27 protein-coding genes and 1 pseudogene are annotated in these 25977 nt (G+C 40.7%); 14 read left to right on the forward strand and 14 right to left on the reverse strand.

Translation table 11 applies throughout. From position 1 onward, the window contains the following. Nucleotides 1-257 precede the first annotated feature (257 nt). On the reverse strand, nucleotides 258-1175 hold the full coding sequence (locus C2M30_RS13580; RefSeq protein WP_105172010.1) for a LysR family transcriptional regulator: 918 nt from the start codon (nucleotides 1173-1175) through the stop codon (nucleotides 258-260). 109 nt (nucleotides 1176-1284) lie between these two features. Here C2M30_RS13580 and chrA point away from each other — a divergent pair, with 109 nt between their 5' ends. Then, entirely contained in the window at nucleotides 1285-2430 is a 1146-nt protein-coding gene (chrA, locus tag C2M30_RS13585; protein WP_105172011.1) for a chromate efflux transporter, read from the forward strand. Between the two features lie 82 nt (nucleotides 2431-2512). Beyond that, the gene (locus C2M30_RS13590) at nucleotides 2513-2848 is read left to right on the forward strand and encodes a DUF5522 domain-containing protein (RefSeq protein ID WP_105172012.1); all 336 of its coding nucleotides are present in this window, start codon (nucleotides 2513-2515) and stop codon (nucleotides 2846-2848) included. A gap of 101 nt (nucleotides 2849-2949) precedes the next feature. Here the strand turns inward: C2M30_RS13590 and C2M30_RS13595 are convergent, their stop codons facing one another. Continuing rightward, entirely contained in the window at nucleotides 2950-3198 is a 249-nt protein-coding gene (locus C2M30_RS13595; protein WP_010559502.1) for a DUF3297 family protein, read from the reverse strand. A gap of 249 nt (nucleotides 3199-3447) precedes the next feature. On the opposite strand from C2M30_RS13595, the gene C2M30_RS13600 reads away from it, so the two are divergent. Then, the gene (locus C2M30_RS13600; protein ID WP_105172013.1) at nucleotides 3448-3840 is read left to right on the forward strand and encodes a hypothetical protein; all 393 of its coding nucleotides are present in this window, start codon (nucleotides 3448-3450) and stop codon (nucleotides 3838-3840) included. Between the two features lie 55 nt (nucleotides 3841-3895). Here C2M30_RS13600 and C2M30_RS13605 read toward each other — a convergent pair whose 3' ends face one another. Further along, nucleotides 3896-4738 carry a Tim44 domain-containing protein gene (locus tag C2M30_RS13605; RefSeq protein WP_105172014.1) on the reverse strand — a complete coding sequence of 281 codons (843 nt, stop codon included), beginning with the start codon at nucleotides 4736-4738 and terminating at the stop codon, nucleotides 3896-3898. Nucleotides 4739-4924: 186 nt separating this feature from the next. Next, nucleotides 4925-5635 carry an arsenical resistance protein ArsH gene (gene arsH / locus C2M30_RS13610; protein ID WP_105172015.1) on the reverse strand — a complete coding sequence of 237 codons (711 nt, stop codon included), beginning with the start codon at nucleotides 5633-5635 and terminating at the stop codon, nucleotides 4925-4927. A gap of 125 nt (nucleotides 5636-5760) precedes the next feature. Here arsH and sigZ point away from each other — a divergent pair, with 125 nt between their 5' ends. Together sigZ and C2M30_RS13620 are read left to right on the forward strand one after the other, a co-directional pair. Then, nucleotides 5761-6327 (forward strand): RNA polymerase sigma factor SigZ, encoded by a 567-nt coding sequence (gene sigZ, locus C2M30_RS13615; RefSeq protein ID WP_105172016.1) that lies wholly within the window; start codon nucleotides 5761-5763, stop codon nucleotides 6325-6327. 32 nt (nucleotides 6328-6359) lie between these two features. Continuing rightward, entirely contained in the window at nucleotides 6360-6860 is a 501-nt protein-coding gene (locus tag C2M30_RS13620; RefSeq protein WP_105172017.1) for an NlpC/P60 family protein, read from the forward strand. Between the two features lie 98 nt (nucleotides 6861-6958). Here C2M30_RS13620 and C2M30_RS13625 read toward each other — a convergent pair whose 3' ends face one another. Further along, entirely contained in the window at nucleotides 6959-9463 is a 2505-nt protein-coding gene (locus tag C2M30_RS13625; RefSeq protein WP_105172018.1) for a S8 family serine peptidase, read from the reverse strand. A 452-nt stretch (nucleotides 9464-9915) separates the two neighbouring features. Here C2M30_RS13625 and C2M30_RS13630 point away from each other — a divergent pair, with 452 nt between their 5' ends. From C2M30_RS13630 to C2M30_RS21780, 7 genes and pseudogenes are all read left to right on the forward strand, one after another. Further along, on the forward strand, nucleotides 9916-10341 hold the full coding sequence (locus C2M30_RS13630) for a curlin subunit CsgB (protein WP_233430573.1): 426 nt from the start codon (nucleotides 9916-9918) through the stop codon (nucleotides 10339-10341). A gap of 18 nt (nucleotides 10342-10359) precedes the next feature. Then, nucleotides 10360-10647, forward strand: coding sequence for a hypothetical protein (locus tag C2M30_RS21770; RefSeq protein ID WP_234004736.1), 288 nt, complete (start codon nucleotides 10360-10362; stop codon nucleotides 10645-10647). After that, the gene (locus tag C2M30_RS13635) at nucleotides 10638-11867 is read left to right on the forward strand and encodes a curlin (RefSeq protein ID WP_234004737.1); all 1230 of its coding nucleotides are present in this window, start codon (nucleotides 10638-10640) and stop codon (nucleotides 11865-11867) included. The genes C2M30_RS21770 and C2M30_RS13635 overlap by 10 nt, the downstream gene beginning before the upstream one ends. A 33-nt stretch (nucleotides 11868-11900) precedes the next feature. Further along, nucleotides 11901-12296 carry a CsgE family curli-type amyloid fiber assembly protein gene (locus C2M30_RS13640; RefSeq protein WP_010559511.1) on the forward strand — a complete coding sequence of 132 codons (396 nt, stop codon included), beginning with the start codon at nucleotides 11901-11903 and terminating at the stop codon, nucleotides 12294-12296. Nucleotides 12297-12304: 8 nt separating this feature from the next. After that, on the forward strand, nucleotides 12305-12727 hold the full coding sequence (locus tag C2M30_RS13645) for a curli assembly protein CsgF (RefSeq protein ID WP_234004738.1): 423 nt from the start codon (nucleotides 12305-12307) through the stop codon (nucleotides 12725-12727). After that, nucleotides 12724-13494 (forward strand): annotated as a pseudogene (locus tag C2M30_RS21775) (CsgG/HfaB family protein); the annotation flags it as partial. The gene C2M30_RS13645 and the pseudogene C2M30_RS21775, both read left to right, overlap by 4 nt. Before the next feature lie 120 nt (nucleotides 13495-13614). After that, nucleotides 13615-13938: an OmpA family protein gene (locus tag C2M30_RS21780; RefSeq protein ID WP_234004792.1), complete on the forward strand. Its 324-nt coding sequence runs from the start codon at nucleotides 13615-13617 to the stop codon at nucleotides 13936-13938. Between the two features lie 90 nt (nucleotides 13939-14028). Here the strand turns inward: C2M30_RS21780 and C2M30_RS13655 are convergent, their stop codons facing one another. From C2M30_RS13655 to C2M30_RS13695, 9 genes are all read right to left on the reverse strand, one after another. Continuing rightward, entirely contained in the window at nucleotides 14029-14706 is a 678-nt protein-coding gene (locus tag C2M30_RS13655) for a hypothetical protein (protein WP_105172022.1), read from the reverse strand. A gap of 187 nt (nucleotides 14707-14893) precedes the next feature. Beyond that, nucleotides 14894-15592: a helix-turn-helix transcriptional regulator gene (locus C2M30_RS13660; protein ID WP_105172023.1), complete on the reverse strand. Its 699-nt coding sequence runs from the start codon at nucleotides 15590-15592 to the stop codon at nucleotides 14894-14896. A gap of 398 nt (nucleotides 15593-15990) precedes the next feature. Then, nucleotides 15991-18753: a tetratricopeptide repeat-containing sensor histidine kinase gene (locus C2M30_RS13665; protein WP_105172024.1), complete on the reverse strand. Its 2763-nt coding sequence runs from the start codon at nucleotides 18751-18753 to the stop codon at nucleotides 15991-15993. 150 nt (nucleotides 18754-18903) lie between these two features. Beyond that, nucleotides 18904-20859 (reverse strand): methyl-accepting chemotaxis protein, encoded by a 1956-nt coding sequence (locus C2M30_RS13670; protein ID WP_105172025.1) that lies wholly within the window; start codon nucleotides 20857-20859, stop codon nucleotides 18904-18906. A 354-nt stretch (nucleotides 20860-21213) separates the two neighbouring features. Beyond that, entirely contained in the window at nucleotides 21214-21882 is a 669-nt protein-coding gene (gene nth, locus C2M30_RS13675) for an endonuclease III (protein WP_105172026.1), read from the reverse strand. Between the two features lie 346 nt (nucleotides 21883-22228). Beyond that, nucleotides 22229-22582 carry a GFA family protein gene (locus tag C2M30_RS13680; RefSeq protein ID WP_105172027.1) on the reverse strand — a complete coding sequence of 118 codons (354 nt, stop codon included), beginning with the start codon at nucleotides 22580-22582 and terminating at the stop codon, nucleotides 22229-22231. Nucleotides 22583-22700: 118 nt separating this feature from the next. Then, a complete protein-coding gene (locus tag C2M30_RS13685; protein WP_105172028.1) occupies nucleotides 22701-23168 on the reverse strand; it encodes a GNAT family N-acetyltransferase in 468 nt (155 codons plus the stop codon). Nucleotides 23169-23174: 6 nt separating this feature from the next. Further along, nucleotides 23175-23588 (reverse strand): hypothetical protein, encoded by a 414-nt coding sequence (locus tag C2M30_RS13690; RefSeq protein ID WP_158683441.1) that lies wholly within the window; start codon nucleotides 23586-23588, stop codon nucleotides 23175-23177. A gap of 39 nt (nucleotides 23589-23627) precedes the next feature. Next, entirely contained in the window at nucleotides 23628-24254 is a 627-nt protein-coding gene (locus C2M30_RS13695) for a hypothetical protein (RefSeq protein WP_138628310.1), read from the reverse strand. Nucleotides 24255-24427: 173 nt separating this feature from the next. On the opposite strand from C2M30_RS13695, the gene C2M30_RS13700 reads away from it, so the two are divergent. Together C2M30_RS13700 and C2M30_RS13705 are read left to right on the forward strand one after the other, a co-directional pair. After that, nucleotides 24428-25327, forward strand: coding sequence for a LysR substrate-binding domain-containing protein (locus C2M30_RS13700; protein WP_105172030.1), 900 nt, complete (start codon nucleotides 24428-24430; stop codon nucleotides 25325-25327). Nucleotides 25328-25426: 99 nt separating this feature from the next. Further along, entirely contained in the window at nucleotides 25427-25711 is a 285-nt protein-coding gene (locus C2M30_RS13705) for a hypothetical protein (RefSeq protein WP_105172031.1), read from the forward strand. The last annotated feature ends 266 nt before the right edge of the window (nucleotides 25712-25977 follow it).

A 25977-nucleotide genomic window follows, 5' to 3' on the forward strand; every position in this document is an offset into this window, starting at 1 on the left:
TATTGTTCAATTATTTCCCTTAATCCAAGCTTAATATTCAGCCGCTGTTTTATTTTTGTGCTATTTGAGTAAAATTTAACTATGACGCCTGATTAGCTTCCTATTGTGTTGCCCCACATTGATGTAGGAAAGTGGCTTTGCTGGGCCCGAAGACGTTATCGGCAAACTCACATAAAATAGCGTTTCCACCTAGCCTTTTTCTGGTATAAAACCAAATCAAACTGCTGTAAAACACCAACTTGAACCGTCAACAGGCGCTAACTTACGACTTGTTTCATAATTGAACGCAGCCAAATGTGCTTTTCATTGGCCCGTGAACGTTTTAACCACAACATAGAGATATCAAAATCCGGTACCTTAATAGGCGGCGTGACGCTTTGTAGCGCATCGTTAGGTAATGAGATTTCGGCCATGCGCTTTGGCACAATCGCAATAAGCTCTCGCTCCAACAGTAAACGCTGTACGGTTAAAAAGTTACGACTAGCGACAATCACCCTGCGTGTTAAACCATCTTCACTCAGCAAATTATCTACTTGAGTGGTTAAACTACCGTCGGGGCTAACAATTGCATGTTCAATATTGGCAAGAGTATGCTTTGTGATTGGCATAATGCGTGTAGCAAACTCTTTATTTAGCAAACACATATGTTGCTCGCGATACAGTAACTCGCTTTCAAACGCATTATGTAAGTTAGGAATGCTGCCAATCACCAAATCAAGTGATTCTTGCTCACTAAGCTCACGGTAATTCACCCTATTTACGTTAACAAAACTAATTTGCGCATTAGGCGCTTGCCCACGAATTAAATCGAAAATAGCCGGCGCAAAAATATACTCTGCGTAATCGGTTAAGCCTATTCGACAAACCCCTTGATAGGTGTTGGCATTAAAAGTGTCACGCTTTAATACCTGCTGTTGCACTAATTGCAGCATCGACTCAATACTCGGATAAACCGCATGAGCAAAGTCTGTTGCCACCATTTTATGGCCCACTCGCACAAACAGTTCGTCATCAAGTAATATCCGTAAGCGCGATAAACTGTGACTCATTGCCGATTGACTAACAAAGTTCTTTTCTGCCGCTAAGCTAACGCTTTCAAAACGATACAAATACGAAAAAGCCACCAGCAGATTTAAATCGACATTGCGCCATTTCGTTTCTTCAATCGAAACCATCAATTAATCCCATTTAATTCATATTTATTACAAATAATATTAATTGGATTAATTGTATCGCTTTTTTTAAGCTTTGCGCAGGTTTGATAACACAGATATTTATGCGCGTATGTTCAGTATTTTTAAAACGTTCTTTTTACTCGGCTGGGTCAGTTTCGGGGGGCCTGCCGCCCATATTGGCTACTTTCGCCAAACCTTCGTCACTAAATATAAGTGGTTAAGTGATGAAGAGTACGGCCAACTGATTGCGCTTAGTCAGTTTTTACCCGGCCCTGGTTCGAGCCAAGTAGGCTTTGCATTAGGGTACAAACGTGCCGGTTTACAAGGTGCGATCGCGGCGTTTGTTGGCTTCACTCTGCCATCGGTGATTATTATGCTGGCGCTTGCTATCACCTCAAGTGCACTGGTTAATAACAGTATTTTTGAAAGTATTGTTCACGGGTTAAAGCTACTCGCTGTTTTAGTAGTGGCAGACGCCACATGGGGAATGTTTAAAAACTTCTGTAAAGACACTAAAACCGTATTTTTGTGCATCGCCACAGCGTGTGTGTTGCTTGTAAGCCCTACCCTTAGCGCACAATTTGCCGTGTTAACTGGCGCAGCGCTTATTGGCGCGATTGCATTAAAAGGTAAAATACCGACGACACATCAGCAAACATTTAAACCTAGCCTAATGCCATTGCTGTTGTTTATAGCCTTGTTGCTTGGGCTGCCTATAACTGCATCTTTTGCACCTGAAATAAACCTATTTAATGACTTTTATCAGGCCGGTAGTTTGGTATTTGGCGGTGGTCATGTGGTACTGCCTTTATTACAAAATATTGTTGGCGACCAATTATCACAAGACGCTTTTATAACAGGCTATGCTGCGGCGCAAGCGGTACCTGGGCCTATGTTTACCTTTGCCACCTATATTGGCTATGAACTATTTGATAATGAGCCAGTTATCGGTGCGCTAATCGCTACCTTAGCGGTATTTTTACCAGGCTTTTTACTGTTATTAACGGTGCTAAAAGACTGGCAAATACTTGCTAACAAACCAAACGTAAGTGGTGCGCTGGCGGGCGTTAACGCCGCGGTTGTAGGGTTGCTGATAGCGGCGCTTTATACGCCTATTTTCACAAGCGCGGCAACTGCGCCAAAAGATATAACTCTTGTATTGATTGGCTTTTTTATTATGAAGCAATTAAAACTCCCCATTATCTGGTTAGTTGTTAGTTTTATGCTAGGCGGATTAGCGCTAAGCGCCATTTAGGCAGCAAAGGGGCAAACGCCGCTAATTGAAATTTGCGTTAGTGTAGTATTTTACTTATGCTAACGCTTTTTTGCGCCAAATTATGAACTGTATTTCTTGCCAAGCCCCATTCAAATGCGAAAGCCAACAAGGCAGTTGTTGGTGTTTTTCGCTTCCCAATATTTTACCAGCCACTAAAGATACCAACTGTTTATGTAAAGCATGTTTAATCGATAAAATTAACGATGAACTATCGCGTCTTTACGAAACGAAATCAAATAGCGAATTAATTACGCTTGCTGCGCAATATCAAAACCAGTTTCCCGTTGAAAAGTTAGATTATTATTTAAATGAAGACGGTTATCGTGTGATGACGAAATGGGCGCATTTAAAACGCGGTTATTGCTGTGGTAATGGCTGTAAGCATTGCGCTTACTAAACAACCTGAGTTTAAGCTTTGTCGAAAAGCGCAGTAATTCAAAATCAATAAGCGATTGACAGCTAATGGAAAAGTGCACCTAAAAAGGTGCACTTTTTAGCTTAACGGTAGAACGCTTCAACCGTGCCTTTTGATTTAATAAGCATAGGTTGGCCGTAACGATCTAACGCTTTTGGCGCAGCAGTTTTAATCCAACCTTCACTGATGCAATACTCTTCAACGTCAGAGCGCTCTTTACCGTTGAAACGAATACCAATATCCAGCTTTAACACTTCTTCAGAGTAGAATTTGCTGCGCGGGTTAATTGAAAGACGATCCGGTAATGCTGGTAAATCTGTTTTATCGTTCATAATTATTTCTTTATTACGTATTTAATTTGCGCCATTGTAGAAAATTGACCGTATACGCTCAATAGCAAAGCACTAAATTAATCGAGAATTGTAAAAAGCGTACTTTACCTTTGCTAAAAAGCGGTGAGGTAATAATCATTTACACAAAACAATTTGTTAGCAATGTGCTTTTGCTTCTATAGTAAGCATATTGGCCAAATAATTTAAAACCTTAACACGGCCAATAATTTGAAGTAAGGGAGTGTGCGTATGAGAAAACTCATTAAGAATAAATGTGTCTCGTTTTACTTACTAAAACCCGAAACCTACCTGTTTGGTAAACACCACTTTATTCGCAATAAAATTAAAGCCGCGGGCTTTAAAATAATCGGTAAACAGAAAATTCAACTCACCTTTTCGGATTTAATGGCACTTTACCCCAATTTGATGGCGCGCATTACTATGTCGCTACGCGTACCATTTTTGATGGATTTGGACATGTACTTTGTTGAAGGCGACAACGTGGTACCACGCTTAAACGCGCTAAAATATGATATTAGGCAAGAATTATCTGGCGCAAAATTAGGTGGTTTTTTGCATACCCCAGATAGCCCAACAGAGCTACAACAACATTTATCTATACTGTTAAAAAGTCAGTCTTAATAAACATAAAAAAGCAGCCATTTGGCTGCTTTTCAGTCTTAAATTGTTCAGCAAATTACGCGGCGTTATCTTCAATGCCTACGATAACCCAAGGTGCATCTTGCTGTGACAAGCTGCGCTCTAGGTGCCAAATTTCATCAATTGGTTCTTCTTGCTTATCGCCTAAATCGCGGTATTTACCACGAAAACGTACACTGATTTCCCATAACATAGGTGATGTATCAGCGCGTGCCAGTTCTGCATCGATAAACATAACTTCAGTCGCTACCTCTTCAACCTCTGCTCGCTCTTGTTTTAGTTCAGCTAACAGTTGCTCACTTACGTACTCAGAAATCACCGTAAAGTCGTTATCATTCCATGCTTTTTGTAACGTATGGTAGTGCTCACGAGCTCCTTGCAAGAAGCCGTTTAAGTCAAAATTAATCGGTAAATTCATAGGTACCGATTGGCTTTGTTGTGCAAAGCCTTGATTGCTAAACTGTTGCGGCGCAGTCTGTGACGAAGGAGCTTGTTGCATTGGCGGTACGCCTGCAAACTGCGGTTGGCTTTGCACCTTTTTCATCATAAATGCTTTAAACAACTTAAATAATACAAACGCAACCAGCGCAATAATAATGAAGTCCATAAATTGGAAACCTTCAAAATCGCCACCTAGCATTGCTGCAATTAAGCCACCGGCAAGTAAACCACCTAAAATGCCACCCATTAAGCCTTTTTTAGAAGACTTTTTAGCGGGAAGCGTTGGGTTATTTGTATCAACTTGCTGTTTTTGTTGCGTTGTTGTGGTTTGTTTGGTTGTGCCTTTGCTTTTGCTGCCAAACTTTTTACGTGCTTCAGCATCAAACGAAAAAGAAAACATTAACGCAACAAGTGCGAAAAACCATGCGAATTTTTTCATTAAATTTTTCCATATTATTAAGCTGCGAGCATTCTAAAAGCGGCACTTTTAGAGTCAATAGGTTAAACCAATATAAAGTGGTTAATTTTATTGAAAATTTCATTAAATTTTTTCTAAACAATAAGTGTAAAGCTCACTATATTGTGAGCTTTACACCGTTCGAATGAGTAATTACCGAACGCTCTATCACCTTGGCGAGAGAATATGCGTTTTTAGTTGTTGATTTAACTCATCGACATTTTGTTTGCTGGCCTTTCGTTCACTGTAACGGTCTAGCAATAATCCATCATGATCCCGCAGTAAAAAAGTAAATCGCATTAGCTCTTCCATGACATCAACAATACGGTCGCGAAAGCTCGAAGGGTTCATCACGCCATGACTATCAAATTCTTGGTAAGCTTTTGCAATCGACGATTGATTAGCAATTGTAAACATGCGCATCCAACGCCCTAACACGCGCATATTATTGAGGGCATTAAAGCTTTGCGAACCGCCTGTCACTTGTATTAGTGCAAGTGTTTTTCCCTGTGTTGGCCTACGTGCACCAGATGACAAAGGTAACCAATCAATCTGGTTTTTAAATACCGCAGACATATTGCCGTGAATTTCTGGAGAGCACCAAACCTGCGCTTCAGACCATAACGCGAGTTCGCGCAGTTCTTGCACTTTCGCATGTTCGGCCGACGCGTTGTTATCAAATACCGGTAAGCCGGCGGGGTCAAACACTCTGACATTTGCCCCCATATATTCAAGTATACGAGCCGCTTCTAGTGTAGCGAACTTACTGTACGAATTTTCTCTTAACGAACCGTAAAGCATTAAAACCTTTGGTTTATGTGTGCTCATCTCTTTATTTTCAGGTGTTAAGGTGAATGTTTCGTTTTGTAAAAAAGACATAATTACTACCTAATTCAATTAATTTACACACAGTAAGACGCTTGGCTGTTAAAAAAGACGAAATAAACTTCGTCTTTATATGAAAAATAACGTCTTATTTGTCACACTTTGTAGTAATGATAAAAATGGTAGTAACTGTCGTGAATATTGAAGAAGTATGGCTTGAATATCAGCACGCATTAACGCGCTTTTTAAAAAAGAAGGTGGCGAACAGCGCTGATGTAGAAGATTTAATGCAAGAAATTTTTATTAAAACCCATAAAAACCTGCATTTGCTAAATGATATTAGCAAACTCAAGTCGTGGCTTTTTCAAATCGCTAACAACACAATTATTGATTTTTATCGTGCCCGCGGAAAACAACATGAAATACCAGAATCGCTTATTACTTCTGATAACGAAGAGTCAGTACAACAAGATTTAATCGATTGTTTAACGCCATTTATTCAACGCTTACCTGAACCACAGCGCGCGTTGCTTATCGCGGTTGATTTAGAAAATGCCCAACAAAAAGTATTAGCAGAACACATGGGAATTCACTACTCCACGTTAAAATCGCGTGTACAAACAAGTCGAAAAGCCCTTAGAGAACTGTTTGACGAATGTTGCCATTTCGAATTTGATACTTTTGGTCGCGCTATTGATTATCAACGTAAATCATGTAACAACATAAAGCCAAAGCACTTAGAGTAAATCAGCGCATTACAAAAGGATATTGCATCAGTATGCTGTTACGCCAAAATACCGCCCCATTACTTTGCCTAACACTTTGTTTAGGGCTCGTTGCCTGTGCAAAATCCCCCTCAAACGCTACAACACCAGTACCTAACAACAAAGTAAACGTATCAAGTAATAACTCTGTGGCGAATGCGCTTTATCAACAGCTAGATGCTTGGCGGGGCGTGCCATACAAACTGGGTGGTACATCAAAAAAAGGCATTGATTGTTCGGCGTTCGTGCAAACGACCTATATTGACCGTTTTGGCTTTTTATTACCGCGCACTACCCTTAAACAGGCTGAATTTGGCAACAAAGTGAGCAAAACAGAGTTACAAGCGGGCGATTTAGTGTTTTTTAAAACAGGTATTCGTACTTATCATGTTGGTATTTATATTGAGGATAATCAGTTTTTACATGCCTCGACCAGTCAAGGCGTTATTGTGTCGTCGTTAAAAAATAGCTATTGGCGAAACGCTTTTTGGCAGGCAAAACGTATTAAGTTTTAATAAACATCCTCAAGTTCAAATAAAAAAGAGTTACCGCACTTGCTTTAACATAAAGCGTACGATAACTCTTATCGGTTAGGTTATTAAATCACAATTGATTAATTGAAATTAACCGTTACTTCATTTGAGCAAACATCGCCAGCCTGACAAACTTTATAGGTAAAGTTTGTTTCAGTTACGCCACGGCTGAAGTCACGATAAACGCCCACATTTTCTACCGTTTCATACAATTCACCATTACGGTAAACGTCGACAGTACCTTCGGTTGCGCCATCGATTAATAACTCAACGCGCATAAAGCCTGTGCGCGATAAGTTTGCACGTTTCACATCAACTACGATGTTGGCGTCTGAGATCTGAACATCTTTACTCGCAGTATCACTTAAGCCTTCTGCATCAGTTGTGGTTAACGACACGCTATAATTGCCCGCCGCCGCATACGCATGAACTGGGTTTGCTTCAGTTGATGTATTGCCATCACCGAAGTCCCACAGATACGACACAATATCATTATTGCGATCACTACTTGCGTTAGTGAACATCACATTGTAGCCATCACGCTCAAAGGTAAAATCAGCAACCGGTGCTACTGGCGCAACATCGCCAATTGCACTGAAGGTTAATGACCAGCTGTCTAATGAGCCTGTGTCTGCGCTGTAGGTATCTTCAACATGTAGGGTCCAATCGCCAGCTGCATTTTCACCATTGAAAATAACTGCTTCATACGTTTGGTTAATATTGTCACTCGAACCGCCCGATTTATTGTGCAGTGTTGTCACAGTGCCTGTCGGTGAAGTAAGAGTAACAATTAAATCACCAATGTAGGTGTGAGTAATATTAACCGTCGCGAGTGTGTTAAAGATGGTGATTTCATCTGGCACAGTAATGACAGACGATACACCCGCTGGGTCATTGTCTGGAATTGATACTGCGTCGCTGTTGTCGTAAGTGAAATCAGCGAGCCCTTGTGGGTTAACATATAAACCAACTGTACTTGATTTCTCTAACGCGCCACTTTGACCTGTTACCGTGAAACTATAATCACCCCACTGCGTATCAGCGGCAGTAGGTACAGTTAGCGTAACAATCTGACGCGGTGTTGCAGTGTCAGTTGACAGTGCTGCACCAGCAATTGATGAGTCTAAAGTAAGTGTTACTACGTCATCCCAATTCGCAACAGACGCAATTTCAAACTCATACGTTGCTGTTTGACCTGCTGTTACTGTTTGTGATGTTGGGCTGGTGATCAATCTAAATCCAGGCTCTGGATTAGACTGTTCAAGTGCGCTGTATACGTTTAGTCGTGTACCAGCAACCGTTTTACCTTGCAGTGCCGCGTTTGCATCACCTGAGTTCATTAATAACTCTTTTAACTGTAATGCGCTCAGCGTTGGGTTTAACGATAATACTAATGCTGCAGCACCTGCAACATGTGGTGTTGCCATTGACGTACCCGAGTAAGTTGCATAGCCATTGCCTGGCACAGTAGACAAAATACTTGAACCTGGTGCACCCATATCAACGCTTGTTAAACCCCATTGTGAGAAATTCGACATATTGTCTGTGTGATCAGTACTTGCTACAGCTAATACGCTGTCATGCTCGTAACTCGAAGGGTAATGAGGGTTTGCGTCGTTATCTACCGCGTCGTTACCTGCCGCGGCAACAAATAATATATCAGCTTGTTCAGATGCAGTGATCGCGTCAGATAGCGCTTGGCTAAAGCCACCGCCACCCCAGCTGTTGTTTAGTACCTTGATATCGACACCAGCATTTTTTAAGCCAACCATGTAGTTGATACATTTAATTGCATCTGAAGTTGAACCCGTGCCTTGTGCTGATAAGAACTTACAACCAACCATAGAGACAGTGTGGTTAACACCCACCACACCTTGGCTATTGTTACCCGTTGCACCAATTGTACCGGCAACGTGGGTACCGTGACCTTGGTCATCCATTGGGTCACCCACATCGGTAATTGCATTAATACCGTGAATATCGTCAATGTAGCCATTGCCATCGTTATCAATGCCATCGCCTGCGATTTCATTTGGGTTAACCCACGCATTTGCTTGAATGTCTTCATGTGTATGGTCAACACCCGTATCGATAATGCCCACAACAACATCGCGACTACCGGTTGAGATATCCCACGCTTCTGGCGCATCAATATCGGCATCATTGGTGCCACCGGTTTGACCTGTGTTGTGAAGGCCCCATAAATCACTGAATTGTGGATCATCAGGTTGTGCATTAATCGACACAATATGATCAGGCTCTACATACTCTACCGCTGGGTGGTTTTGCAGTTTTGATATTGCGCCTTTTACATCGTTATCGTTCAACGTGTATTGCGCCATACGACCTTTAAGAATGTGGTTATAACGGTCATCTATTTCATCAAGGTTTGCATCTGAGATAGTCGCAGCTACAAGCTTACGTGCAGCTGCTTTATCTGCTGCGCGAGCATGTTGTTTGTACACAACAATAACTGAATTATTTTTGTAACCATCAGCGCTTTTAACCGCTGGTGTCGTCGTTGCTGATGCGCTTGCCACCAAAGGAAGCAAAGCAAGTGAAATTGCAGAAAGTTTCGCTTTCATTATTGAAATTCCATTTTTATAAAATGTACGCTCGACAATCGAGCACCTATCTCAACAACTCATCAATCTAAATTTATAAGCAACCTTTTTATCAAACACAGTTCCCAACAAAGGCGCAAGCGATAATATAAATAAAAATCAACAAAACCTTTAACAAGCTGATTTTTATTGGAATTAATTTCTTTCAGCTATTTTTAATCAATTGAATATGACTGTTTTATGACTAGCACTTTTTTGGTAGCTAGCCTTTCACAAATATTTAACGCCACCGTAAAAAACAACATAAGCTATTGTTTATTAGCTGAAATTCAAGAAGCACAAATTTGGCTGATAGCGCTCGCTTTCGTAAAAATAGTAATTTAATCGCTGTCGTGTTCTTACTCTAAAATTCTGTGATGAAAGCAAAACTCTGTAAAACTCAATCTGGTATATGCAAATCGTTAGGTACGGTTTTGCGCACCTCTGTATTTTACTTAGCGGCGCTTAGTAATTCTCACTTAGCATTAGCGAAGGACCTACAAGAATCTCCTCTTTCTCTCAGTCTAAATACTTCCCTGCAATACCGAGTAGGTGCGCAACAGCATCAAGTGGTTATCACTCAGTACGGGATTTTAAACAAAGCAACAGTTAATCAAATAAACGAAACGTCCAATCAAGCACATGTTACCCAATACGGTACTAACAACGAAGCTGCGTTGTTTCAGTATGGCGCAAATAACGTTGTAAACCTGTTACAACAAGGAAATAACAACCAAGCACACATACTGCAACAAGGCGACGGCAATACCGCCAATATCTCTCAAGCTGGCGAACAAACCTTTACAGTTCAGCAAATAGGTAACGGTATTGAAGTGAATGTGACGTTTTACAAGCAATAATTTTACAGGAGATACTCCGTGAATAAGAATAAATCTTTATTAGCCTTAGCTGTAGCACTGGCTGTTGGCTCTACTTCGGCAATGGCAAGTACAAAAGACGACAGTAAATCGGTTAAAGCAAATAACACTGTGCAAAATGTCGCAAACACTATGGTTGTAAACCAAACATCTGAAACCGGTGCTGCATTTGGTAACGATTTGGTTGCACTGCAAGAAGGCGATTTAAACTACCTTAAAACTGAAACGCAAGGAGCGCGAACAGCACGCAAACCACGCAGGTGGGCACTTCTAATATCTTGCTATTAAACACACAAGGTAACGACAACCTTGAATCGTACGACCAAAATGGTTCATCACACATTGCGCTAACTGAGCTAACAGGTGACGCAAACCAAATTACGGTAAATCAGTCTGGCGCAGGCTTTTTTGGTATTTCTAATGAAGCGGTAAACATTGTGACAGGTGATAATAACGATATCACAATTGAGCAAGGTGACGGCGGTCATTGGGCTTATAACCAAGCAATGGAAGGCAACGACAATACGGTTTACATTAATCAGTCGGGCGTGTGGAATGAAACAAACCTAGAAAGCGTGCAAGGCGATGTAAACGATATTGAAGTTGAACAATCTGGCTTTTGGAACGTGCTTGGCGTTCAAGAATTGGTTGGCCACAATAACGAGCTAAGCGTAAATCAACAAGGCGATGTACAGCGCGTTGCAATTGGCTCAGTTACTGGCGACGATAACGACATCAGCATTGTACAAGAAGGTGCTGAGAATGATTTCACAGCAGCCATTGTTGAAGGTTCAGATAACACTGTTTCAATCGACCAAGAAGGCACAGGCAACAAGTTTGATAGCACTTACATTATTGGCTCTGATAACGAATTAATCGTTGAGCAAAATGGTGACGGCAACGAATCAAGCAGTGACATTGTTGGTGACAACAATGATTTCCAAGTAACACAACTTGGCAATGACAATAGCTCGTATGTTGGCGCAATTGGCGATAACAACGAACTAATCGTACACCAAGACGGTGACGCTAACGCAAGTCACCTAGCACATTTTAATGGTAGCGATAATGACGTTAACATCACGCAAGTGGGTAACGAAAATAGCAGCTATGTTCAATCGTCTTACCCTGATCAATCACTTACTAGCTACAACAACGACATTAACGTGCAGCAGCTAGGTAATCAAAACGAATCAGCGGTGACATTTAGCACAGCGGTAGACAGCAATGACAACACGCTTGATATTGCCCAAAACGGCGAAATTAACTCGCTTGATCTACTAATTGAAGGCAGTGGCAACACGCTTAATATCGCGCAAACAGGTAACTACAACATGATTGGCGGTATGGGTACCGGCGGATTTGTAGTGCAAGGCTCTGATGTTGAACTATCAATATCACAAGTTGGCGATGGCAACTTAGTGGATGGTGGTATTTACAGTGCATCAGGTAGCGTAACTGTAACCCAAACGGGTGATTACAATACTGCTACGATTATTCAGCAGTAACAAAATGGTTGGGCCGCTCGCGGCCCTTTTCTAATGCACTCAATTATAAAACTAATCATAACGCTAACGCTTTTAGGCGCCTCGTTTAGCCCGCAAGCAAATGGCGAAGATATTGAAATTAGTGGCCTGCTACTCGACAGAACATTAAGTCGCTCGGGTAAAGAGTTTTACCACTCGTACAGTTTGTTATGGCAAGACATGCCAAGCACTACTGGCATTAATGTCGTAATAAAAGAAGCAGTTGTACCGCGTGCTGGTACTAAATTGTTTGTTGAAGTTAATAGCAAAGCAATTTATGCCACTTACATGGGTCGTCGTATCGAGCCAGTAAAAGATAAAGTAGAACAAGCGATTTTCGCGACAATTGACGCAATCGCCAAGTCTAAGTTTTCTGAGCAAAGTGAAGACTTAGCAAGCAGTGGATGGTAACCATAAAAATGATAAATAAAATAATAGTAAGCAGCGTTTTATTGGTATTTTCAACCTGTGTTGTCAGCACCGAGTTAGTGTATACGCCGGTTAATCCAAGTTTTGGTGGCAGCCCGCTCAACGGCGCAATGCTGCTGAACAAAGCACAATCACAAAACAAACACCGTGCGCCCATCAACGAAAAAACCTACGCCGAAAAATTTCAAGAATCATTAGAGCGTTCTTATATTAACCGCATGGTACGTGAAATCACCGATCTCGCGTTTGGTGAAGGTGTAGAAGACAGCATGTTCAATCAAGACTCCATTTTCACCAGCGGTGACTATGAAATTCAAATCTTAACCAGTGGTAGCGACACCATCACGGTGCAAATTACCAATATGGTTACGGGCGAAGTTGTGGTTGTTGAAGTACCGAGGTTTGGCGAATGATTTGGCGTGTATTTATTAGTATTGTGTTGGTGTTATTAGCCGGTTGCAGCACCATCAAAAAAACCTTACCACCCGAACTTGAGGTGGCACAGCAGCTTGCTCAAACAAAAACTTTTAGTGAACTGAGTGGTCTTCCCGCGCCTGCGGGCAGCATTCCCGTATCGGTTTATTCTTTTCGCGACCAAACCGGACAATACAAACCGCAAACCAATGTCAGTTCATTTTCTACTGCAGTAACGCAAGGGGCGAACTCGATTTTAGTGCAAGCACTGCACGAGTCAGACTGGTTTATTCCGGTTGAGCGTGAGGGCCTGCAAAACATTCTCACCGAACGAAAAATTGTGCGTGCAGCGCTATCTAACAAAGAAGATGAAGCTGCACAATTACCGCCACTTACCACAGCAAAAATTATTCTTGAAGGCGGTGTGATTAGCTATGACTCAAACGTAAAAACCGGTGGTTTAGGTGCCGAATATTTTGGTATTGGTGCATCTGAGTTATATCGCGAAGACATTATTTCAATTTACCTGCGCGCGGTTGATGTACGTACCGGGCAAGTGTTGCTTTCCGTTGCAACCACCAAAAAGGTACTCAGCGTAGAAATGCGTGCAGGCTTTTTCCGTTATGTAAGCTACAAACGTTTAGCCGAAGCGGAAGCAGGCTTCAGTGAAAACGAACCAATGCATATTTGTGTCAAACAGGCGATTGAAAAAGCACTCTCTGAATTGGTGCATAAAGGTATTGATAAAGGGGTGTGGACTACTAAACAGCAAAGCATTGCCCTTGCTAAAGCCCGTCAGCAAAAACAGCTGCAACTTGCCGCGTTAAAAGCAAAACAGCAAAAAGCACAAAGTGCAAAACGTAACGTCGCACCAAGCATTTCATTTATGGTGCAATTTAGAACGGCAACCGCTGAAATCGAGCCGCTATATAATACCCAATTAGAACAGGTATTAGCGTTATTATCACAGCAAAAATCTGCTCACGTTGAACTATTTGGTTACGCCGACAAACGTGGTGACGACCAGAGTAATCATGCGCTCTCGCTTGCTCGTTCAAACGCCATCGCCAACTACCTCATTACTAACGGCATTGCCAAAGAGCGTGTAAGTATTATGGCCCGCGGTGATGATGATGCGCAGTACGACACAGCAGATAACGAAGGTTTATTTTTCGACAGACGTGTGATTATCAATTTAAAGTCAACCTAATTACGCGAAGCGAAAATTAACACGTATCATGCCGACTTAAACACGGTAAAAAGTTGGCATGATTACTTTTTGACTTGACCTAAATACGCGCTAGTTGGAATAACCAAAAACCGATTCGAAACTTTCACCTTCGTTTAACCGCTCGATGCCTTTATAAAACGTTTTAGGGTCTATGCTCTCAAATGCAACTTGTGATGCTTGATAAGCCCTTGTGTCACTTGGCGAAAAATCGGACAACATTGTTACTTTTTCTACTACAGCTTTATCGAGCGTAATATTTTTTAACTTTAGGGCGGCTCTGTAATCAACGTATGTGCCAGCCCCCTCTAGCAACCATGGTTTGATTTTGAACGTTTGAGTTATAAAATTTGCGCGATAAAACACTTCTGCATGAGATGTTTCATGGGCAATTACATCGACATTGATGCCTTTAGGACCAATAAAAACACACTCTCGTGTTAATGAACTTCTGGCCATGCCTGTTGGATCTAAGCCAAATTGAGCACTCTTTTTTGTCACTATATAACGAGGTTTTGAACTCATATCACCAAAAGCTGCACTAACCCTTTCTTTCGCTTTATCAACAAAGGTGATCAGTGCGCCTCGTTCTGTTTGACTTAATGTTGCATCGACATAAATTTCCGCATCAATTTGCTCAAATCCAAGCAGCGGCGCTGCCTCGCATGCAATCCCATGCTTATTGTAAAAAAGCATAGATGACAGTAACAAAACACCTGTAGCGGTCATCGCTAGTTTAAATAACCTCATCTATCCTCCGTTAAACACTTTTTTTGTTTCCAAGTAATAATTTTAACATCATGAAGTTGGTGTATTGCCCTAAAAACGAGCATAAAAAAATCCGATGCTGTTAGTTCATCGGATTTTGCTCGTTTTATGCTAAATGTCAATCACTTAAGCGATTGCCATAACTATCCAAAAGCGCTATTTCTTGGATTTAACTTTGGTGACTAATATCAATGCCGCTTTTAACCAGCGAAGGCAAAAACTGCTGTGCCCAATTAACCAATTCAATGCGGTTTCGCGCTTTAGTTTTACGAAACGCACTGTAAAGGTGGGTTTTGACCGTATGATCACTAATATGTAGCTGCTCAGCAACGTCTTTATTTTGTGCGCCTTGTGACACTAAGCGAATAATTGTGCGTTCGCGGTTGGTAAGCTTATCTAACGCTTCGTTATGCCCGCTGCTATCTTGCCGTTGTAACTGTAGCGCCAACAGATTTGAAAATGCATCACAAATTGCACCACGTTGAAACCACAACTCGCTGTTCAGTACTTTTTGTACGCCTTTAAACAATACATCGGGTGTATCGTTTTGGTAAAAAACACCTTTAACATTAGCGAGCAGTAGTAATTGTTCGCAAATATTATCTTTATGCGCGTCATAAATCACTACTTTATGATGACGCGCCAGATTAATAAGTGCGCTGGGCAACATATCATTCCACGGCGCATCTTTAGCGCAAATTAAATACAGTTCTGCACTGTCCGATGAATCGATTATTGCTGGAAAAAACGACTCTACTTTTACGTTTAAGCACAATGTTTCGAGTACTTTAAGTAGAATTTCCGTTGTGTTTTGTTGTTGCGCATTAGCGGCAACTTGTAAGTAAACTTGAGATTTCGTCCTTGTCACTTATAACGTCCTTTAGTTAATTGTCATAAGAATGCCATCTCCAGATTATGTGATTTTACACCGCAAGTAAAACAATAAGTTATAACAATATGTAATTAAAACGGGTACTAAAATTCTTTTCATATTGAGGTAAATTAGCAACTTTATACTAGGAAAGCGTAAGGCTTAAAACGCAATTAAACGTTAGTTGTAAATTGTCGATATTTAAACGTAAATAATGACGCTTAAAAATGATAAAAGCACCTCGTTAACTTTGGTGTAAGTATTTGATAAATCAAAACTTAACTATTTATTCTTTGTTTAGGTTACTTGTATTCTTGCGTTTCAATTTGTACTTAAGGCAGACAATAAAGACGTCCAGACATCATTAAATCTCAACATCTAGCCAGATAAATTTTTTAACTTTCAATAGAGGGTAACTTTATTTTATAGCCGAGCCCTTTACTTGCATCGCGATAACACTCAATACTGCCATTAAGGTCTTGGGTTACGTTATTGTACGCAATGTGCAAACCAAGTCCTGCATATCCGCGCTGCCGTTTTCGTGTATAGAAAGGTTCAAATATCCGTTTTTCATCGCCAACCTGAATGTTTTTACCGTTATCATAAAAATTTATTTCAGCACCTGAGCCTACTTTAGATAGTTCACAGGTTATTTCTACATACGGTACATCAGCATGCAGTAACGCATTTTCTACTAGAATATTAAATACTTGCGCTAATGTTGCCGCAAAACTAACTAACTCCACATCACCACTGATGGTTAAGTTGGCAGTTTCGGGGTCACGTTGCAACGTGTTTAACGCCACTTTAAAGCTTTCTAATAGTAGGGTCGCAAGGTTTATCACAGTCGGCTTTTGTGCGCTATTTTTACCGGCAAGTAGTTTAAAGCGCTCTACCAGTTCGCCCGCCTTACCAACCCCACTTTCAATCAATTCGCTACTGTTATTTACATCATTTAAGAAACTCTCAAACGCTTGGCTTGATAAGGTTTTACTTTTAAATTGCGACTCTGTGGTCACTGTTTGCATTTTAAGATGGCTTACTGCGGTGATCGCAGTGCCGAGCGGCGTATTTATTTCATGGGCAAGCCCCGCAACCATACTGCCTAGTGCTGCGTGTTTTTCGGCTTCAATAATATACTCTTGAGCAACTTCTAATTTTTCAATTGTATGCATCAGTTGCTGATTCATAGTTGCAAGTTCAGTCGTTCTTTGCGCAACGCGCTGCTCAAGCTCGCTGTTTAACTCTAATAGCGCAACTTCTTGTTGCTTTAGTTTGGTAATATCTCGTTGCGTCCCGGTAATGCGCAATGCTTTACCATGCTCATCGGTATCAACTACTTTCCCCCTATCAAGCAGCCAGCGCCATTCACCTTGTTTGTCTAGCACCCGATAACTCGCTTCAAAAAACGGCGTTTTATTGCAAATATGGGCGTCAAACGCTTCGGTAAGTGATGAATAGTCGTCGGGGTGCACAAATTCTTTCAGTGCTTTTGCATCAAGCCCTGAAGCATTTGATGAAAAGCGCGAATAAGTCGGTAAATTTTCGCGCGTAATTTCGCCACTAGTTAAGTCCCAGTCCCAGAGCGTATCGCCGCTGCCCCAAAGTGCGAGGTTAAGTCTTCGCTCGCTTTCTTCTAATGCTTTGCGCGCTTCGATCTCTACTTTCATACGATTATGCTGCTGCACTTTTCGATAAATTAACCAGCTAATAATAAAAATAACAACCAGGGTAAAAGCACTCCAATTTCTGTGCGTTTCTACCCGCTCTAACTCGGCCTGCTTTAATTTACCCTCTTGCTGAGCCAATTTTAATTTTTGTTGTGCATTAAACAATTGATTTTCTACAATTAATGATTCGAGTCGCTGTTGGCTTTGCTTATCAAATAAGGCCGATTTCAACCCTTGATAGACGATTAATGCATTAAGTGCTTTTTGGTAATTTTGCTGTTGTTTTAACGCGTTCACTAAGCCCTCATAAGCCGCAAAGGTCACGACATTTTTTTGCACAGCCTGACTTAATTCAATCGCTTGTTGATAGCTATTTTCAGCTTTTACAAAATCGCCTTGCGCGAAGTAAATATCGCCATATTCAACCCATGCTTCCGATATACGTGCTTTTGAATTTCGTTTTTGGTAAATCGTCATGGCATTGTCTAGATGCGTTAACGCTTGCTCTAACTGATTGTTTTGTTTAGCTATGCGTGCTCGATATAAATAAGTAGAACCAAGTAACATGGTATTATTAAGCTTTACCGCAAGGGCTTGTGCTTCATCTAAGTAGCGCTGTGCTTGTACTTTATCGCCTTTTAGTCGATACGTTTCGCCCAAGTTGTTGTAGGAATACACCATGCCACGCTGATATCCAATTTTTTCTTTAAGATTGAGCGATCGTTTGTGTAAGTTAATCGCTTCATCATAGCGGCCTAAGTCTTTATAGATAATTGCGGTATTGTTATAGGTAATTGCAACTCGTCTTTCAGCCTGAGTACCCTCTAATGCTTTAAGTGATTTAAGCATATTTTCAAGGGCTTTATCGAAATCCCCAATTGAACGATACACCGAACCAAGGCGACCATAGCTCACAGCGAGCATGGTTTGATCTTTCATTGCCTTAAAAACAAATTGGCTTTTGTATAGCGCATCAAAGGTATTTTTGTAGTCATTTATTAGTAGATACGTATCTGCGAGGGTTTGATAAGCCTTACCAATATTTTTGTTATTACTGTCTTTGGGATAAAGTGCAATAACTGCATTTAAATCATTGAGTGCTTGTGTATATTTTGTCGTTTCACTGCTAATAACAGCGCGCACAAACAAGGCAATTGCCTGTGTGTCAGCTGACACTGAGCCATTACTGATTATGGTAAATGCTTCTGCTAGCAAGGCATTGGCTTTTTCAATTTCGCCTATAAATTGATTCGCCTGAGCGTAATAGCTTAATACTTTAATTTTCTCTTCATGGCTAAGCGCTTTTTGCGTTAGCTTGTTGTCTTCTATATAACTTATGACTATTTTTGGACTGTTGATGGAATTCTTTTTAAGAAAATGGATCACGTCAGAAATATCGGCGTTATTTTTTGGCAGCGAAAACTCGTTGGCATGCACAAAAAACGATAAGCAACACATAACAAATAACCATAATACACAACGTGACATAGCATTAACCTACGGCTGATCCATCTAAAGTGTAGACCACTTTTTCGCCCTATGATGTGCACAAAGGTAAAGTATAGAGGTAGATTGACGGTTTTTTAAAAGGGAGATAAAGGCTTAGCAACTGTGTATTTGCCAAGCCCAATAGACGTATTACTTCACATGAAAGCGATTTACTAGGCTGCGTAAATCTTCCGACAATGCAACCAGTTGCTGAGAGCCTTCCGCTAATTCATCGGCAGAGCCAGCTGTGTATTTTACCGAATCACTAATACCCGTGATGTCGCGATTAATCTCATCGGCGGCATCATACTGAGACTGCGCAGCATCTGAAATTTGTGAAATCAATTGCTTAACTTTGCTCACCGCACTACTAATGTCATCAAACGAATTATGTGCTTTTTCTGCCTTTTCGATGGCGTCTTGTGAGCGCGTAACACTGCTTGCCATTTTATCTGACATCAAGCGGGTTTGTTCAATTAAGCTGTTGAGAACTTTATCAATTTCTTCGGTTGATTCGTGTGAACGTTTTGCCAGTGTACGGACTTCATCAGCAACCACCGCGAAGCCACGCCCTTGCTCACCTGCACGCGCTGCTTCAATCGCCGCATTCAGTGCCAACAAGTTAGTTTGTTCTGCAATTCCACGGATCACATCAAGTATCTTGGTGATGTTTTCACTTTCTTTTTCAAGCTGGGTCATGGCCTGTGATGATTCGCTTAACGAGTCGTTTAAACTAGTTACTTCATTTACCGCGAGCCTAACATCATTATTACCTTCATCAGCAAAGTTTTCTGCTTGCACAATATCACTCATAGCAATAGTGCAATCATCAGAGACTTGTTTTGCTACGTCAGCAAGTGTCGCCGTGCCTTTTGCAGCTTCTTCACTGCTGCCTTCTTGTTCGTGACTTGCGTTCATAATCTCCGTGACTTTTGCGCCCGACACCGTAGCCGCATCATTTAGAATTTGTGATTTATGATTTATATCTTTAACAAGATCGTTAATTGTAGATAGGAATTGATTAAACCACTTTGCTAACTGGCTAATTTCATCATTGCCAATCACATCAAGGCGTTTCGATAAATCCCCTTCACCTTGCGCTATTTCTTTAAGACCTTCGGATACTTTTTCGATTGGGTAAACAATGCGATTAGCTAAAATAACGCCAACCACCACAAATAGTGCAATCATTATCAATGCAATAATGCCAATAAATACTTTCATTTCTGATGCAGATTGCAGAATTTCATCTTGCTCTATGACAGCCACAAAACGCCAATTTAGATCATCTGAAAAATACGTGGTTGCTTCTAGCGTGTTATTACTAGTTTCGATGGTAAATGATTTGCTTGATAGGTTATCCGCGAGCGATGTATAAATCGGTGACGACAATTCAGAAATAGCTTTAAAGTTATTATCAGCATTTTTTGGGTCAGCAAGCACAGTGCCCGAGCCATCAACCAAAATTAAATAGCCTGTTTCCCCAATATTAATGCTCGATACAATATCTGTCAGTGTGGCTAAGGTCACATCAAGGGATTGCACACCAACAAATTGTCCATTGTCGTTACTAATCGCTTTAGCTACTGACACCATGGCTTGCCCTGTTACACCTTGATAAGGTTCGGTAATAACGGTTTTTCCTCGGGCGCTTTGTGCTAATTTATACCACGGGCGTTGGCGCGGGTCGTAATTTCCAAGTGGTTCTGCTGGGTATTGAATAAACCCGCCTTGCTCTGTGCCCAAATAAACAAACAGTAACTCTTGATGGGTTTTGCCAAAGGTTTCATACAGAGTAAAAATATCCGCCTCGCCGGCCACTGCTGCCAGCGGATCCATCGACTTTTCAGCGCCCATATATGTGGTGACATCTGTTGGCACACTTTTTACAACATTGGCCTGTGCTAAAAAGTCAGCATTATGTTTAACTTGTTGAAAAAATAGATTAAAGCCTTTTTCTACTTGACGGATCTCAGCATGGGTGGTTGCTAAAAACCGAGTGAAACCATCACTTTTCGCCTGCGAGAGTGCAAGCATAGCGATTGCCAGAATAGGCACAATTACGGTGATGGCGAATCCCGCAATTAACTTGGTGCGCATTTTCATAATACTGCCTTTATTATTGTTTTGTATAACAGGTTACAAATTTAATATACCTATTTGGTATCGGTATTAACACTCAAAATGTTAACGATATCTACACCTGAACATAACATTCAATAAATAAATATTAGAGCATTCGGCTGCATTACGATTTATGTATTAGCAATGCGGCATACGAATTAATGTGAAGCACTGAGGAACTGCTTATCTTTATTGATATTTTAAGCATTGATGATTTATTTCATTAACAAAACAAAATGAGATTGGTTTGCTGCTCCAAATCAATGAAATTCCAATATAGGCAAGGGAGGAAATCGCCATTGCCCTTGGGGGTAAAGCTACACTATTAAACAGACCTTAAGGTTTTTTAATCACTTTCGCGTGCTTTCGATTAGGATAACAAGTTGTGCAGATCGGGCATACTAAACCGTGGCACCCACGGGCTGTACAAAACTCACGTCCAAAATAGATAATTTGCAGATGCAAATCGTTCCAGCGCTCTTTCGGGAAAAGTCGTTTTAAATCTTTTTCGGTTTGCGCCACATTTTTACCATTGGTTAACCCCCAACGTTGTGCAAGGCGGTGAATATGTGTATCGACTGGAAACGACGGAACACCAAATGCCTGCGCCATTACAACACCCGCTGTTTTATGGCCCACTCCTGGCAGCGTTTCTAAAATAGCCATATCTTGTGGCACTTGCCCATTGTGATTTGCAACAAGCATTTCAGACAGCACTTTAATGGCTTTGGACTTTTGCGGCGATAGCCCACAAGGCCTTATAATTGCTTGAATATCCTCAACCGTTTGCATTGCCATATCAAACGGGTTATCGGCTAGTTGCCATAGTTTTGGCGTGACTTGATTAACTCGTTCATCAGTACATTGTGCCGACAAAAGAACTGCAACTAATAAGGTATAAGGATCGCTGTGATCAAGTGGGATGGGAGGATTTGGGTAACGCTTTTCAAGTTCATCTAAAATAAACGCGACACGTTCAGCTTTTAATAAATTTTTTGGCGTCACAATGACAACACCCCTAACGATCTAAAATAAAAGGGTAAAATACACTGCTTTGCAGCTGGCTGCCAGCGTAAGCAGTGCATTATATTGTCGCAATTTTCAGTTAAGCGATTATTTACAACATTGGTCGCCGTAGTAATTGTTCGGGTAATTGCATACCTGCTTTGGTGCCGTCGCTGGTTGCGTCAGAGCTTGTTTTAACGAATTGATTAATGTACTCATTTTGTTCTCCAGTGTTATCTAAGTAACAAGGCTATTATGAGCAACTCGCCACTAACAATAAAATTAATTAATACGAACTTTACGTTCACTTTTATCAATCAAAAATAAAACTCAATAACCCGTCTCGCTACAATTCATTGCGACCATCAAAATAGGTAATTGTTAATTCACGCGGTTCAAGATTATCAACACAACCTAAGTTCAAACGATACTCGCCAGGTTGGTATAGGGTGTCGTGGAACGGATAAATGCCGCAGTGTTTACAAAAATGATGATTTACATCGTGATCACCCCAATGATAGGTGTTCAAATCATCCTTGCCAGAAATCAATGTAAACTGCTGCGCGCTAACGTAATGTTTAGACATTATCGCATTTTTACGAATGCAAATTGAGCAATTGCATTGCAACGCACCTGTTATAGGAGGACTTTCAAATTCAAATTGCACCGCTTTGCAGTGACAACTACCTGTATATTTCATAATCGCATTACTTTTATTTTTTACTGTATATCTGACCAGTTAAAATAGAAAGCGATTTTTACAGATTAATCTGTAAATATTGTTGTAACGCGTTAACGTGAAACTGATTTTTGGTTGCTTATAGCGCTTTATACATAATGTGTTGTGGGCCAACAGGACCACCTAAATAAAGGGATTCAGCCTCAGTAAAACCGCTTTTTTGATAGCAACGTTGTGCAATGGCATTTTTACAATTAACGGTTAGGTAAAGCCAATTATAATCGCCATAGTTCTGCGTTAAATATTTAAGTAATGCAGCAATCGCCTGCTTACCTAAGCCATTTCCTTGTTGCTTTTCATCAATTACAAACGACCTCAGCCCTAATCCGTCAGTTGGGCAAAAATCGTAATGCTTACCGTAATGGGTATCGAGCTTAAAAAAGCCAATGACCTCATCATCTTGTTTAATTACATGTAAATGCACCGCTGGATCTACTTCTTGAATAAACTCCTTAGCACTGCAAGCAAACTTTAATTGCTCACTTGCCAATGTTACGTTAGCAAGTCGATTAAGATGGGTTTGGTTTAGCTTATCGATTGAAACCATTGGGCTTTACTCTCCTTTTCCACTATGTGCCGCTCGAGTCCAGTTGCTGTCACTTTCTAGTTTAAAATGGGCATTTTCACGATCAATGCAGGTAGGCATAACGCTCGTAAAATCAATATTGCCGCGTGGTGTTTCAAAATAGCGTTCTACTTGGTTGTCCTTAATAAAAACTAACAGTGTCACGCCGTCATTAGTTTTAATTCGAGTCAATTTTTCAACATCAAACCTAAACCCTAACACCTTGCGCGCTCGTTGATTATCAGTGTATGGCGAAATAAAACAAACCCGCTGCCACGACCCTTCAACGACATTGGCTAAATTAAGCTGTTTAACCGTTGAATCAAATTCGCGCACGGGTGCTCCGAAATAACCACATCCAGCTAACATAGTGACAGCCAATGCACATACCCAACTTTTCAAAGTGATATCCTTATCAATATCGAAAAGTACTTTCACGTATTACAATTCTGTCGAGAGGGTGACATTCTCTTTACGAGCGACTAATTTGCCAGTAGCGCGGTATTCTTTTAAACGTGAAAGCGCTTGCTGTGAACTCATTAACGCATAATCCACATAAAATTTAATTTGTTTAAATTCGCGCTCCACACCGTCTAAGTAACGTTCATTTAAATCGCTATCTGAGAATTCACTCAAATCGTCATGGCCTTCAAAAATAAAGGTGTTCACCATATGTTTAGCTTCGGTATTACTACGATTGGCAAGATCAAGTGCGATTAACAGCTCAACAGGTAAGGTATTTAACTCCTCACGACTTTGTGAAAAACGCCATGCCCCTTGATCAACGTTGAGCATTTTTAATACAAACTCAAACCTTGGCGATTCACCGGTTTCTTCGAGCTCAGCAACATAACGCTGCGACTTAATAATGTTATCGTTATAAGCACTTGCTGCACTTTCTAATCGCTCTATGTTTTGCGTTAGTTCATAAGCAATTTTACCCAATAACACTTCAGCTTGTTGTCGTTGTTGATAAGTGTTGTACCAAGCGTTAATGCCAAGTGCGACCAATACACCTAAGGTGATCACAATTAACTCAAACGCCACCTTACTTATTATTTTTCTCACAGCGCTCATTTTACAACTCATTAAAATTTATCATGTTTTTATTGTACCGAGTTTTTGAACTAAAGCCATGATTTGCTCAGGCAAGAAATAGAGACTGTAATTAAAAGGTTGAATACAATTCACCTTAAGCGTAAATTAATTGTGCTAATCAATACGTTCACATGGTGTTTTCGATGAAACATAAATACCCGCCACTTCATCTACTGAGTATTTTTGAAGCAGCGGCACGTCACCAAAACTTTAAAGCGGCCAGTAATGAGCTATGCATTACGCCCTCTGCGGTAAGTCATCAAATAAAAGCGCTTGAGCAGCAATTAGGGTTTAGTTTATTTCAACGCAAAAGTCGTGGTGTTGAACTAAACGCTGCTGGAGAAATGTACTTAAATTACGTGCAACAAGGGCTTGATTGCTTTGAACTTGGTACGCGTAAAACCCGCAACCGGTTTTCATCGCAAGCAATAAAAATCTCGTGTTTTACAACCCTAGCAAGTAGTATCATTATTCCAAAATTAGGCGCATTTCAAGCAAAACACCCAGACATTGAACTTAGAATAGAAACCGGTAACCACGTAGCTGATTTACGCTACGACGATATTGATTTAGCAATTCGCATTGGCCAAGGTAATTGGCCCAATACCACACATCAAAAACTGCTTGACCTATCAGTATCAGCGGTTTGCTCGGCGCCATTTTTTGCTCAACATAAAATCAATAAATTAGAGCATGTTAACCAGTTACCGTTAATTGATTTAGCCTACATGGATGATGTATGGCAGCAATGGTCTCGCGCTGTAGGCATTACTTTATCCAACACAAAACGCGTGCTTACCTTTAATGATTACGACTCTTCAATTAATGCGGCAACTCAGGGATTAGGTATGGCGTTGGCAATTTTCCCACTTGAAAATCAACGACTGGAAAACCAATCATTGATTGCACCGTTTAATGAATTTGTTCCTTTTGAACGTGGTCTTTACGCCGTGTACCGAGAAGAAGACGAAGGTCGTCACGATATTAAGTGCTTTATCAATTGGCTAACTACATCACCTGAGCTCTACGCCGAAAATAGATGAATGGAATTCACCTATAGAGTGAATATTATCCTTTTGTCATGACCATTTTTTGGCTCTAAAGTAGCAATTACGCAAACAGCTATACACAGAGCCATTACCATGTTTCAGATATTTCTAATTTTCTATCGTTTACTTGCTACATTGGTCGTTTTAACGCCATTAATGATCAACTTAACCATTAAAGGTGATGTGATTGCATCACTTGTGTATGCCCCCTCTTTAACGATAGTTGCACTGGTTTTAGCGATTTACTTTGATAATAAAGCACTCGACTTTTACGCCGCGCGACGCAAACAATCGCTATTAAAAAAAACAACACTTAAATTCACACATGCTCCATTACTCTCACGCTTTAAAAGCAAACAATGTTGTTTGAAACATTAAGTCCTAAGCTCGAAATCACAAATTACTCTCTAGCAGCACCTTTTACATATTACTGCATTAAACTTGATGCAATAGACTCGCTTTTGACGCACAAATTTGCCTTTTGCTAAGAAAAACGATCAAGCGAGAGCTATAAAACAACATAGCTCATACGTGCCTGCGGGTGTAACACCTTAACCCGAGTGCAGGTTAAATTGTTCTAAAAACCAGCGGCTCACAGTAGCCTAAGCCTTTGCGTTTACAGCTACAACTTGTTATAAGGTTGA

It is taken from the genome of Pseudoalteromonas sp. T1lg24 (assembly GCF_002964745.1).
Classification (GTDB): domain Bacteria; phylum Pseudomonadota; class Gammaproteobacteria; order Enterobacterales; family Alteromonadaceae; genus Pseudoalteromonas; species Pseudoalteromonas spongiae.